Origin of the sequence: Bacillus cereus group sp. BfR-BA-01441 (genome assembly GCF_022663075.1) — a bacterium.
GTDB classification, from domain to species: Bacteria; Bacillota; Bacilli; order Bacillales; family Bacillaceae_G; genus Bacillus_A; species Bacillus_A cereus.
In genome coordinates this window covers 34,033-48,189 of sequence record NZ_JAKUEU010000015.1, presented here as the reverse complement: position 1 = coordinate 48,189, position 14,157 = coordinate 34,033, and the positions used below count along the sequence as shown (strand labels likewise).

Here is a 14,157-nt window from a genome sequence, read left to right as displayed (position 1 = left end):
TATTAACCTTACAAAAATGTAATTTGTTATGCAAGGTTAATATATGGTTAAGAATGATAGTAACTTGATATTATAAGATTAGGAATTACACAACTTAAATTTTCATATTAAATATAGTTTTTTGAATGAAATAATTGAATATCTTCTATTTGCTGGATTTGTAGAAGATTAGTATTAGATCAATTATGACTTGAAACCTGGAATATAATGAACGCCACTTTAAATTCCCCCTCAATAAATCTAAGACTTCTCACATGTTTCTTTGTATTTTCAGAAGCATCTTTTATATCCAAAGCCAACTAATTGAGCTTGTTTCTCTCCTTAAACATAGCTGTATAATTGGAACCTAAACGTCCAATTGAATAGTTCTTATTATAGGTTTATAAAATTTTGGGCAAGTTCTCGTCCAACAATCACGTCTTTAAACTTAATTACTTTGTCATTCCATCCAACTGTAAATCCTTTAACTAAATCCCTTTTTTACAACCTGTTCAAATCCTTCAAAAATAGTTTCAATCGATGCGCATTCTCCATTCCATCCGCTTCAATTGTTTTATATTCATAATTGTTACAATGCCAAAATACAACCTAGAAGTTTTCATAACAAATAATTCAATCTATATTAGCAAATATTTTATTGAATATGTTAGTGCCTTTATCAAGAAGAAAATTTTTCATTTCATACATAATATGCTCAACTTATTACTGGTTCTATTTGATAACTAAAATGCATGTCATCTGAAGCACTCTTTAAAATAATTTCTATAATTTCTTCTTGTCTATCAATTCGCTTTAAAACCTCTTCTCTATTTGTTATAATACCATCTACAACATCTATACATAAAGTACCTATATTAAATTTCTCATTGAACAATTCAACTTCACGAGTAGTTCCTTCAAAAATCCTACATGAAATAGGTTCTTTCGAATTAATTTGTTCTTTAATTTCTGGATTTAGCCCTAACTTAAATTTAAGATCGTGTACTTTTGACTTTTTATTATTAATTGAATCAATTATTTGATTAATAGCCCAAATATCTTTTTCTTTTATTTCCTCTGGAACATCTAAATATACACTATAATAATTTTGAATCTGTACCAACTTCTCATAAAAACGAACACTATTAATAACTACATCTTGAAGGGACTTTAGTTCTTCATCTTCCGCAATTCCTGATTTAAAATTGCCTAAAGGTATGATATTCCTATCAGTTAGGTTATTAAAAACTAATTCATATCCTTGTGTTAACCAATCTCTTAAAAAACAATATGCTTTATAATCAAGAAAAGTATCTCCACTCGGGTTTATTGAAATTGTTATAGTTTGGGTACGTTCACCATTTTTATTTATTTTAATCCGTATTAAAAAACTTTTATGTTTAAAGTGAATAGACACTTCTTTTTGAGCAGAAAACGTCTTACATTTTATATTTTCCAACATGGAACTTGTACCTTTTAAAGAAAAGTTTCCGTCTAATTCTCGATCCGGATGTTTAATAATTTTCAAATTCGCCATACCTTGGTGATTGATTAAATCAACTCCGTTGTAAGATGAATCTAACCCTTTAATTAATTCCTGTGAAAGCTCTAATTCCTCTTTGTCACTGTCTTCAAATAAAAAACTATTAAACTCCTTTACTGCACTACTATCAATTTTCAATGTAAACGGGATAGGAGTTTCTGCGCCAAAAGATTTTAATCTAAGTTTTTCATCTTCAATTTCAAATTTAGCATTTATCCCCTTTTTTTTTAACAATCTATTTGTTTCCATCGGATCTAAAAAACCAGCTTCGCAATCTTTAATTAGATTACTTATTACTTCATCATGAATTGCATAAATGAGTTGCTCCGCTGTCATATCTATATAAGCAATCCCTTTACTTCTTAAATATTGCTGTTTATGGTGTGGTAAATTTGGGCTTACAAAAAAGCTCTGATGTCTAAATTCACCTACATTTTTAACCATAGTTTCAAATAAAGTTTTTACATTTATGTCATCTAATGAATATCCAATAAATAAGAACGAACGCTCATTCATTAAAGCTTCAATGTTTTTCCAAACAGCTGCATTTCTATTACTAGAAGTAAAAAAGTCAACATAATCTGAAGTAGTTATAACCATTGTACTTTCTTGATCTATGTCTCCATGAACCTTAAACAATTTCACCCTCTTTGTCGCAAGAGGTAACTGATTGTTATTTACAATAACGGAAAGTTCATTTTTATAAGCTTTTTCAAAAAGCTTATCATAGTTAGTAGTTACAATTTTTTCTATCTGTATAATCTCAGTTAACTTTTCGTGTACTTTTAATGTAGTTGGTTCCACATCTATGCCTTCTTTTAAAATTCTAAACAGTTCCCGTTTAGTTCCACCGTTAAGCATAACAAATTCTTCTGCAATTTCTGGTAAATTTTTATGCTTTAATTCCTCATGATATTCTTCTGGTAATTCACTTATAATTTTAGAAGCTAGTTGTCCACCAGTAGGAAGATCCGTATATCTTGAAAAACCTGCACCTGCCCAAAGTATTATTTCTTTCTTTCTAATTTTATTAATTAATTGTGATAAAGCTAGTGACATTCTTTTCACCTCTCCAAAATTTTCCTAAAAACCTTCCCTGCAATAATTATTCATTTTTTCAACTTGTTGTAGTAATTCAAACCATCATGCAATATAACATGTTTATGCGCTCCCATTTGTATAATTCATTTTTTCAAAATATAAACCATTCCCCTTATATTTTCTTATCATTGGCAAGGCTTGGCAAGTTTTTTACATATAAAACTATTTAATTCGACTTTTATATAAGATCATAGAAAGCTTATCTATGAATGCATAATTGACCATTATATTTACCTTTACAAAACAGCATGGAATTATTATGATTCAGAAGTTCGTGTTTGAAGCATTAAAAGGAAAATTAGTAACAACTGTTATGGCATACACTCATACATTAAAACAATTTGAACAGTGATTTTATGGAACAGGAACAAACTTAGAAAGCTATGCTCGTTCTGATATCCAACAGTATAATGACTACAGGGGTTCCCATAAGAAGTCTGCTACAACAGTATTTAATGCATCAAAGAAATATTGTAAGTGGGGTAATAAGACAGCAGCAATAAAAGAAATAAGTGTAGTGAATTTTGATGTTTCCTTCGATTATTAAGATACTCCTTATAAGGCTTATACGCACGTTATATTCATATATATTCTTATAACCACTAGTTAAACCTCTCTTCTCCCAACACCTTATTTTATTTATTTTACATTTTAATTATTAAAAATCATATTATTTTAGTAATGTTCCCTAATTTAAATAAAAGAAACAAAAAAAGGTTAAAAAAGTATAATACAGAGTTATATTTATTAGCAAAATAAAGAGTGTGAATATAAAAAAGACTATAGTTACAAACACCCATAGTCTTCTTAATCTATTATTAATTATAAAATTAACCTTCTGCAAAGTTACTATACCATTCCTTTACACAAATATAATTAATGTTTAATAACTTTTCAGCTAAATTTCTTTTGTAAATATTGTTTGAATTGTTTCAAATTCGTTACCTTTTCATTTAAAACTGCTTCATAAACAACTGAACTAAAACCATTATTTAACATCCCCATGGCATCATATTTTTCTTTTATTAACAATATCGTTTTTCTTTGATTTTGTGTTAAAACCCTCTTAAAATATCCTACTTGGTCAAAACCAGTATATTCTCTGTTACTTGTAATCCAAATATCTATATACCAATTGTGCGTACTACCAGGATAATCCTTGACCCCAATAAACATAGCACTTTTATGATCTCTAAAATCTTCATAGTAAACTTCAATTCTATTATTTTGATTTTTAAAAAAATCTAGTACCAAAAAAGTTATTTCTAGCAAGTCTCTTTTGGTAAGAAGGTGAACGTCAATATCTTTTTTTACTATCAGTTTATGTGCAACACTTCCAACAATTTTAGCCTCCCCATAACTATTTAATAGTTCTAAAATCCCAATTTCATCAATGATTCTTATTGCTTCTAATTGTAATTCTTCTTGATTTTGCAAAATATTCATCATGAAACATCCCTTGCTTCAGAAGTTATAGTTTGATTATTTTTTTTATTATCAATATACAACCTTTTAAAAATATGATATATAAAATTTGGAATTAGAGCTGCATTAAGTCTCCTAGTAAAAATATAATTCTGAAATTCCCTACACTTAATTAAATACCCTTCTCTACTTTCTCCCTTAGAATTATTATATTCATTAATAGTACTATCAATCAGTTCACCTATTTGTTCATTCCTTTTTATTTCTTCAACTAATTTCCTAATCTGCTGTATTACAAATGAGATTAATGAGATTAGTGGAATTAAGGTTTCTATTAAGAGTTCTTTTACGGTTTGATTTAATATTACCCCAATTAGTATGATCATTACCACTATTGCAATTAATAATAGCTTATACATAAAGCAATACTTTTCTCTCAAAAATCTATCAGAAACTACGTTTTGTCTTTGAGCTAACAACATAGCCTTTATATCATTACTACATTCAATTCCATCGTAATAAATTTTATCTATCCCTCGTCCACACTGCATTTTCCTTACTATAATTGTAATTTCATCGATGTTTATCCCTTTAGACATCAGTGTCTTATTTTCTTTTAGTCCAAAAACATTAATATCATATTTTTCTTGTAAAATAACAGCTTTTAAACGCAGCTTCTGCTCCCATATCGTTAATAGCATAGCTATAATTATCCAACATGAACTTAACGAAAGAATAGCATCTCTATATTCAAATTTAGCTATTCTAGCTATTACAGCAACTACTGGAATTATAAGACTGATTATTAGATGCGCATTATAAAATTTCTTAGCCTTATCATAGAAATGTCGAAAACAAACCTTAAGCTGAAAATTCTCTTCAACTTTTTGTCTTTCTTTCATAGTATCCATTAGATCCCCTACCTAGTTATAATATTAAGTATTTCCATTAAAAATATATGATTTAATTCATTGCAAGATCATTTAATATTTCTACTAGCTTTTTCTCTATTAAGATATAGCATATATTTATTATTTACATCCCATTAATCCCCAAAGATAAGTCAATATTAATTCTAGATAAATATATTTGAATTCATCCTCTCTCATTTTCATTCTAAAAAACTAATCCCTAACTATATTTAAAAATGTTAGATATAAATATATATAACATGCTCTATAAGTACCAGCTTTATAACAAATTATTGATTCTGTTAATAACGCTATAACATGATCTAATAAATTTTTCCTTAGATTCCAATCTTCTATTTCTAATCTCATATTACTCTTCTTCAAAATAAAAATATAGAGCTTAATTTAATAGAAAAATTAATTTTCTAATAATAATTCAATATTTATATTCTCTTTACTAATCTTCTATCAAAAATTTATAAACCAAATTAAAAATACATAAAAGCCATGTTAAATAACCTATAGCCTTACTCACTATATAAATCTATAAGTTTTGTAAAAATATCATAATCCACAATTTGATCGCTATTAATTAACTTGGCAACTTGTCCTTGGAATTCTCCTGATCTACTCAAATATTCTTCAGCCTTGTCATTTGCTTCTTTTTCAAATTCATTTTTTTCGTATTCTGTTTTTAAATACTCTTCCATTGTCATGCCATTTTTAAACTGCTGTATATGGACCAGCTCATGAATAAACACAAACATAACATACATTCGTTCTACTTCTTTAAATATACTTAAATTAGCGATTTTTGAAAATCTTATATTGATATCCCTACTAATACCTTCAGTAAAAAATACTACTGTTTCTATTTGAGATTTATCTTTATTAGGAATTGCACTTGCTTTAAATGCTTCTTCTTCATAACCCTTTATCCTTCTAATAGTATCAGTAGAAATTACATATTCTACATCTTCAATATCTAACTCTTTTCTTATAGAAGAATGAAACGTTTCTTTTAATGTTCCAATTATTTTTTCTATATCTTTTGCATTTGTAAAAGAAGGCTGTAAACCGCCCATATGAATCAACTCCATTGTATTTCATTTATTAAACCTTATATTACATACGGTGTTTTGCTCAAATAAAATTATAATTTTTATTCTTTTTTATTTGTAGCTTTATATATCAAAAACTTTTTTTACCAAAAACTCGAGGCTAATTTTTAGCCTACCTCAACTTCTTTTTGTATAAACCATTGAAATATCGCTTGATTTTTAGTTATACATTTACACACTGATACTTCTTCTAATATCACTTCTACAACCTGTGTATTTGGAGTATATTCTGTAACTCCTTAAATGTCTTATCCTTACTTTCTAGTGATACACCATACACTCTTAATCTTTTATCTTTATTAGCATGTAAATACCAAGAATGAACGTATTTAGTGTTATCTATTTCAAATTCTAATTGCTTTGGATACAACAAAATTGCTGTTTTCGCCCGTTCATATCGCGTTAAGTATGCATACATTTGAAATAAATCCTCTCGCTTTACTCCTGAACGATTCCCGTTTGTTAATGTCTTCCACTTTGTGTCTATAATAATTTGTGTATTACCTGTACCTACAACAATATCTGGTTTTAGCTGAAAAATATCATTGCCATTGTGTTCATTTACAAGTAATTTATATTCTTTATGCTGCTCGTATACAGCATGCTTAGTTACTTGTTTTACTAAAGCTGTTATGTATTTTTCAAACAAATCATTCATCTCAAAGAGAAATGAAAATGAGTTATTATTTTTCACGCTAAAACTCGCTGTAACGTTCATTAGAAACTGTTTCGCTAACAATAAAGGTGCTTCAAACCTTTTATTTATCCGATCTAAGTTTATTCTCGTTAACTGTTTTTTAGAGAATGTCCTTGGCTGTACCCCATCTAACATATGATCTATTTGCTTTAGGAGCTTTTGAGTCTCTATATTTTTAATATTTTTCAATAGTAATTGGTTAGCAGCTACAAATACTTGGTTAATCTCATGATTAATAGTTCTTTCTTCATATTCACAATATGCCATATACTTCTTATTTTGGCTCAAGTTTTCTTTAATATGCTTTCGAATAATAAGAGAACCTTTTAACACCATTAAATTGTTCTCTACTTGCTGATACTCCATCATAATACCTTTGGTCAGTTCTTTAAATAAATGGGATGCATAAATTCGTCCAAAGATTTCAAGTAAAGATCCATCTATTAATTGTAACTGGGATAAAGTCGAGGTCTTAACATTCAAATAACCACAATCATATAACATTCCAATTAACACCTTACGCATTTGATTAAAATCATTATGTAATGCTACCTTGGGTAAGATTTCTATAGAAAACGTTGAACATTGAATAAACCCAACATAATTTATAAACTTAATACTCTTATTTCCCCAGCTTATATACTCACTTTTAAGCTTTTGGGTTTCAATAAACTTAGCCAGTTCATCTGCTTGTAATGGTGTAATTGTCTTGTTATCCCCTGCATTCTCATTAATTCCTATAACGTCATGACATTCCGTTAACACAATGTTCTTCATTAACTATTTTTCCCTTTATAAATATTCATCAATGCCTGCTTATTTGGCTGAGGAACAATGGAATATTTAACTTGCTCTTCCAAGTAATGATTATTTAACCCAGTAAAAATATCTGCTGGCTTTATTATTTCTTTTTTCAAGAAATAACTAGAACTATCGTCACTGGCTGCTCCACCTAAGATCATCTCGATCTTTTCCCAATCATCATAAAAATACTCTTGTAATAAAGGAATAACCTTTTTCTTCATAATATTTATTAATTTTCTTTCTGATAAATCATCACACAGGAAGAAAGCATGCCCAATTGTGTGATCTCTATCATATAAATACTCTATTCTTTGATTAATGGTATGCACTAGTTTTTTTACATTTATGCCATCAATATCTTCTGGTAATAGAGAGACATTCGGTACCATTTCAATAAACTCAAAACGTCTTCTAAGAGCTGTATCCATCAATGTAATAGAACGGTCTGCTGTATTCATTGTCCCAATTAAATACAAATTCGAAGGAACTCCAAACTTTTTACGAGAATACGGTAACTTTACAAATATCTCATTTTTCTTTCCTATTCTTTTATCATCTTCTATTAATGTAATAAGCTCACCAAAAATACGTGAAATATTGCCCCTATTAATTTCATCCATAATTAATACATAGTTTTTCATCCTCGTTTCTTGAGCGATTTCAACTGTACTAATCAGTTCTTGAAGTGTCTCTAAATTCAAATTCTCTTTGCGAATATTATAAAGGGATTGCATATTAAACTCCCCATTAATCAAAATCTCTTCAACAGGAACTAACTTACCTTTATATAGCCACTCTAATGATCTAAAGTGATGATAGCGTATTCCTGTATTCTCTTTGTATTCATATTCTCCTGTAATACGTCCAACTGCACGAATATATGAATTCCCATATGATATTTCAACAATATCACCAATTTCTACCAAATGTTTAAAACGATTAATATTATTTAAAACTGTAGATTTTTTATCTTTCCCTTTATAATCTTTTTCAACTAATTCTTTGATATCATCTTTAGTGTTACACTTTGAAAAATTCAGATCATCTCCAAAACCAATCGAAACTAATTTATTATCAATACAATATCTATAAATATCAGTATCAAGGTCTTTTTTACCTAAAGACATTTTGTAGAAGTTTGTTTCTTCTTCATCAAACTCATATGCCGGGTTAATAATTTTATTACTATCCATTGCTTCTTTACAAATATCTAGAAATATACCATTAGTTGGCCTGAAGTTTCCCTCTGCGTCACTACGTAAGCCTTCTACAAAATCCTCATATGAATATGATTGATGGAATGTACAAAATTGAATTTGCTTCTCCTCTGTATATCGCTGGTATACATCCATCCACTCTTTACGATCTGCATTATTTTCTATTAACTGCTGATGTAATTTTGGATCAACTATTTCCAACGCTTTTCGAACAATTGAATAAGTTTTCCCGGTTCCGGGCGGACCAAACAAAATTTGATTTTTAGGTAAATTCATATGTACCACATCCTTTTGATTTTCTGTGTTATTAAAATCAAAACCAATTTTCTTCTTTATATCTGTAAGTAAACTGTCACTATTATCTTCTTTTTCAATTAGTCTTGTACTTACACCTTCTTGAAGTTTTCCATCTAGCTCCTGAAAAATCTCTTCTTCTAATTCAACTTTAACAAATTCTTTAGCACGCCATGTTCTCAAGTTTTCAATGAGCTTCTTTCCATTTAACCCAGCTTTATTACACTCTTCCACAATTTTATGTACTGACTGTTTACTAGGCATTTCCCGATAAGTTAGTCTCTCACTGACACCAGCTTCCTTATATGGCAAATCTACGAACATATTATCCAACCTAAAAACACTTTCTGAACTATCATTTTTAATAAAAATAGTACCTTTTTTAATAAAGGCTCTTTGAAAGTGTATCTCATCATGATCTAATAAACGCTTAATTATCTTTCCCATTTCAATAGCTTGCTCTAACTCTATTTTATTTTCGGTAGAAAATTCCTTCCCCATATATGTATCTAATTGTTTCATCTCTTTGAGGAATTCAAAAGGAAGCATAAATGATTTATCCATAGTATTACGACCATGTGTATATCGATACCCCATAACAGGTCGGTTATATACCTCTTTTATAATTCCTTTATGCGTAATCATTGGTGCTCCTGTAATCTTTCCCTTTAATATGGGGTCTTTTATATCATTTTTAACCTTTGTCCCTACAACAATATAAACTGCATCCCCAATATGTTCTTCCATTTGTTCATATTCATTACCTTTTTGTTGATACTTCGTCTTTTTTGCAAGCGCTCGGGGCCAATAAAAAGTACCTGTCTTTATAAATGCTTCAAATTCTTCGACTGTGTTAGAAAAAAAGGAAAATACTCTTTCCACTTAAACCTCTCCCTATTGCTTATATTTCCAAAATATATAATAACATTTATTCCTAATATATTAATACAATTAACAAAAAGTATGCTTCCCCTAGACCTTTTTATTAACAATTTAAAAAGGAGATTAATAGCAATAAACCATTTACATTCAATCTTATTATGATGGTTATCTTATATTAAAGAATGAATACAACTAACCATCGCTAAGAAAAGGTACTAATTTAATATCTTTCCAAGAACCATTAATTATTTATATAATGTATTTAACAAATACAAATAAAGGATTGTAGTTATGAGTAAACCAGAAAAAATAATTGAAGCATGGTGGAACTTGGAAACATTAACACCAGGACAAATTCAAACGAAATATTTAAAAGAGCCTATAGCAAAAAAATATTTAAAAAAAGAAAGTTATGTAAAAAAGTTTTCACTATTCAAAGATGCGGAAACAATAGAGTTTCCACAAATTTGGCAGCAACTTGAATTAAAATCAGAGCAAATTCAGAAGCGCTTTGGTTTTTATGGCAATGTATATTACGAACATGAATTAACTCAGTATCAACGCTATTTACACAAAGTGAAAGAAGAGATTATTAACCCCTCTTTTACGATCTGCTTTAGCTATTATGTAGAATTTGATAAAGATGGTAAATACATTGATGAATCACTTTTTATTCCCTATTTACAGCTCTATATTAAATTAATGGAAGAGTATGGTGGACTACAGGATGTAGACTTTATGCAATTGTATAATGAGCATAAATACCTTTTAAATACACAAGCAAATGCAATTAATGGCGGTCTCTTCAATGATCAATGGTTAGATGAATTCAACAAACAGTTCAAACAATTTTTTGGAACTTTACCACGTTCAGAAATTTATGTATTAGAGTGTATCTTAAAACAAGAACAAGATGAAGAAAATATGAAATTTAATAGCTTCTTTACAGAGGACTTACTGTATGCGAAAAATGATTTAAACGACACACTAGCAACATTTCTAACACCTGCAACAAACCGGCAAGATATTAATGAAAACCGTGAATATATCGAATATATTCTACATCCAGATCGCCTTCCCTTAGGAAGATGGCCTTCGCCAATTAAGCATCGATTATCATTAATGCAACAGGTAGCTGTAAATGAATTTTTCGTATCAAATACTCCTGTCAGTTCGGTAAATGGTCCACCAGGTACAGGCAAAACAACACTATTACAAGATATATTTGCAGAAATTGTTGTAAAGAAAGCAGATGCAATGACTCGATTTAGAGACAATGTTAATGACATGATAAAGAAAACGAGCCTTAAAGAAAAAATTCCACATCTATTTAAAGAGAATGAAGAAGTAGAGCGTTTTATTTATGAAATTGCCCCATCCATTACAAAACATGCAATAGTCGTTGCATCAAGTAATAATGGCGCAGTTGAAAATATTTCAAAAGAATTACCTCAACAAAAGAAAGTTGATGGATGCTTTTTAGAAGAATTAATGACTTATCAATATGCCCCAAAAACCGCAAAAAAAATGATTAGTCAGGATAGCTGGGGACTATTTTCAGTAGCACTTGGTAACAGTTCTAATATTAAAAAAGCAGCACAACAATTACTAAATCGTAAATTCAGTGTAATGGCTGAATGGAATAAATCAAAAGCAGTTCGTGATGAAGCAAAAGAAAATTGGAAAATAATTTGTGATGAATTCATTCAATTAAAAAATGAGGTAGAAGCAGAGAAATATGCCATCTTACAAATGATGGCAGGACGTAAAGAAGCAGATGAAACACTACTACAGTCGACAGATGACTTTTGGACCGCTTCAAATTACGAAAAACGTCAGCAAAGTGTATTATTTCAAACAGATAATTTAAACATTAAGCGCTCAAAATTATTTATAAAGGCAATTCATGTATTAAATCACTTTATTCTCATTCATGGTGAAAAATTACGTGCGGCATTATCTATATTAGAAAAGAAAAACACATTAGATTTAAACCAAAAGGAATCGATTGAAAAGCTTCATATAATGTGGCATGCTGTCCACTGTTTCTTCCCTGTTGTGAGTACAACTTTTGCAAGCTTTGCATCGATGTATCGCGGTATTGACAAAGACTTTATACCCTATTTAATGATTGATGAAGCTGGTCAAGCTGTACCTTCACAAGCAGTCGGTGCTTTATGGCGCTCACAAAAGGTAATGGTTGTAGGTGATCCGCTGCAAATCGAGCCTGTGGTTACAACAGACAATACGATGTTAGAAGATCTACGTAAAATTTATAACCTTGAGGAAGATATATTAGGCATCAAGTGTTCTGTTCAATCTGTAGCAGATCGCAGCAATTATAAAGGTTCTTTTGTCCAAGATAACCGATGGATTGGTATGCCACTTTGGGTACATCGTCGCTGCTTAGAGCCTATGTTTTCAATGGCCAATGAATTAGCTTACGGTGGAAAAATGGTATTAGGAAACGAAGGAATAGGAAAAAGTGAGTGGTATGATGTTAAAGGGAAGGTAAGTACTCAACAATTTGTTAAAGAACAAGCAGTAGAGCTTGAACAAAAATTAGAAGTGTATTGGAAACAAAGGATTCAATACCAGCTATTAATGAAAATGTGGGAACTTGCTGGAAACGAGCCAGCAATGGTATTAAAAGAATTGTTTTATGAACACTTTATGGCACAGCCAGAAACTTCAACAGAGCTAGACGTACTATCTCTCCAAGAATTATTCAAACAATTTATTTCGTACAGCCCACAGCTACGCTTAGAGGAATTTGAAAACCTTTTAACATTAATTGCAGATGAAAAATTAAAACCACCTTCCATCTACATTATTACGCCTTTTACGGCTGTTAAAAACGAAACAATAAAATTCTTAAAAAGAAAAGACAATTGTTGGACGCTACTACTAAACACATTAAAACGAGAATTACGTCATGATGGTATTGATGAAGCTGCCGAAGCATATCGAAAACTATTAATAAATATTGCACAACAAGAAAATGATTGGTATAAAGATTGGGTAAGTGATAATATTGGAACCGTTCATACATTTCAAGGGAAAGAAGCAGAAGTGGTTTTCTTCATTACAGGTACAGATTATACGAAGAAAACCGCTGCAGAATGGGCGTGTAAGGAACCCAATATTTTAAATGTTGCAATCACACGCGCTAAGAAAGAATTTTATATAATTGGAGACCTCCAATTATTAAAAGAATATCCAAATTATCAGATCATATTAAATAACCAATTAAATACGTAAACATTCAATATATGCACACACATGCCGAATAAAATACATTTCATATTACTTGAAATAGTAATATGAATAAATTCTCTAAAATCAAAAAGATTCCATTCAAAACTAAACTTACAAATAACAATAAAGGATACGAACGACATTCGTATCCTTTTATATTTAAGAGACTGAAAAGTGTTGGCTTGAGCTAAAATTTGATAAAAACAGTACTTTTTTAATTGAAAAAACATACATCTTGAACAAAAAAACAAGTAGTTACCAAATCTTGATATACATACCCTCTATGAGCTGCATTTAATGCCATTTGTTTTTAGCTCCTTCTATATTAATCATTGTATATTGCTTTTCAAATACCACTATTAAATATGAGTCCTTCCATATATCCATGGTTAATACATTACAAAAAATAAAAGACTCCGCCCTATTTTAGGCAAGCTCTTTCATAAATCATTGTATATGATAACCTGTAGGATGCTTCATAAAAAATAATTTGACACTCAAAATGACCAACTTCTGTTTACTCCCTTTTGTAAATCGCCTGATCAAGAAGATTTCTTGCGACATAATAAAGATTACCTTAAGTTCTCAAATTATAAAAAGCGGCTGTCGATACGATCGACAGCCTAATTAGAATATTTTAATATATTCTTTCATACCGCTCATGATTTGGTCCATTGGGCTTCACGCCGTGCCACCTTAAGTTAGGGAACATACCATTATCAAAAGCTTTCTTAAATTTTTTCCCTAATGTTGTGGGCGAACCGATAGAGGCCCATTGTGCACCATAAATTTTTTTCAACTCCATTACTTGGTTAATTGGCATTTGGGAAATAGCTGTTTTCGCATTTAATATTTCTTGATTTGTCAAATCATCACACCTTCCAAGGTCGTATCTTTTTTAGTTTCCTTTGTCAGTAGCTTAATT

Annotated in this window: 8 protein-coding genes; 1 reads left to right on the top strand and 7 read right to left on the bottom strand. The window is 29.8% G+C overall.

Annotated elements, in window-relative coordinates:
* Window positions 1-694: 694 nt before the first annotated feature.
* The 6 genes from MR107_RS09125 to MR107_RS31680 form a co-directional block, all read right to left on the bottom strand.
* On the bottom strand, window positions 695-2,581 hold the full coding sequence (locus MR107_RS09125) for an SIR2 family NAD-dependent protein deacylase (RefSeq protein WP_098863676.1): 1,887 nt from the start codon (window positions 2,579-2,581) through the stop codon (window positions 695-697).
* A 936-nt stretch (window positions 2,582-3,517) separates the two neighbouring features.
* Window positions 3,518-4,069, bottom strand: a complete 552-nt coding sequence (locus MR107_RS09120) for a hypothetical protein (RefSeq protein ID WP_242292276.1) — start codon at window positions 4,067-4,069, stop codon at window positions 3,518-3,520.
* Complete coding sequence (locus MR107_RS09115) at window positions 4,069-4,959, bottom strand: S-4TM family putative pore-forming effector (RefSeq protein WP_098863678.1); 891 nt, start codon at window positions 4,957-4,959, stop codon at window positions 4,069-4,071. Before MR107_RS09115 ends, MR107_RS09120 begins: the two co-directional genes overlap by 1 nt.
* A gap of 527 nt (window positions 4,960-5,486) precedes the next feature.
* Window positions 5,487-6,044 carry a hypothetical protein gene (locus MR107_RS09110; protein ID WP_098863679.1) on the bottom strand — a complete coding sequence of 186 codons (558 nt, stop codon included), beginning with the start codon at window positions 6,042-6,044 and terminating at the stop codon, window positions 5,487-5,489.
* 238 nt (window positions 6,045-6,282) lie between these two features.
* A complete protein-coding gene (locus tag MR107_RS09105; protein ID WP_242292275.1) occupies window positions 6,283-7,554 on the bottom strand; it encodes an McrC family protein in 1,272 nt (423 codons plus the stop codon).
* Window positions 7,554-9,974 (bottom strand): AAA family ATPase, encoded by a 2,421-nt coding sequence (locus tag MR107_RS31680; protein ID WP_242292274.1) that lies wholly within the window; start codon window positions 9,972-9,974, stop codon window positions 7,554-7,556. Before MR107_RS31680 ends, MR107_RS09105 begins: the two co-directional genes overlap by 1 nt.
* 291 nt (window positions 9,975-10,265) lie before the next feature.
* Here MR107_RS31680 and MR107_RS09095 point away from each other — a divergent pair, with 291 nt between their 5' ends.
* Window positions 10,266-13,235: a DEAD/DEAH box helicase gene (locus MR107_RS09095; RefSeq protein ID WP_242292273.1), complete on the top strand. Its 2,970-nt coding sequence runs from the start codon at window positions 10,266-10,268 to the stop codon at window positions 13,233-13,235.
* Window positions 13,236-13,869: 634 nt separating this feature from the next.
* On the opposite strand, the gene MR107_RS09090 is transcribed toward MR107_RS09095, so the two are convergent.
* Entirely contained in the window at window positions 13,870-14,100 is a 231-nt protein-coding gene (locus tag MR107_RS09090) for a hypothetical protein (RefSeq protein WP_098837173.1), read from the bottom strand.
* Between the last annotated feature and the right edge of the window lie 57 nt (window positions 14,101-14,157).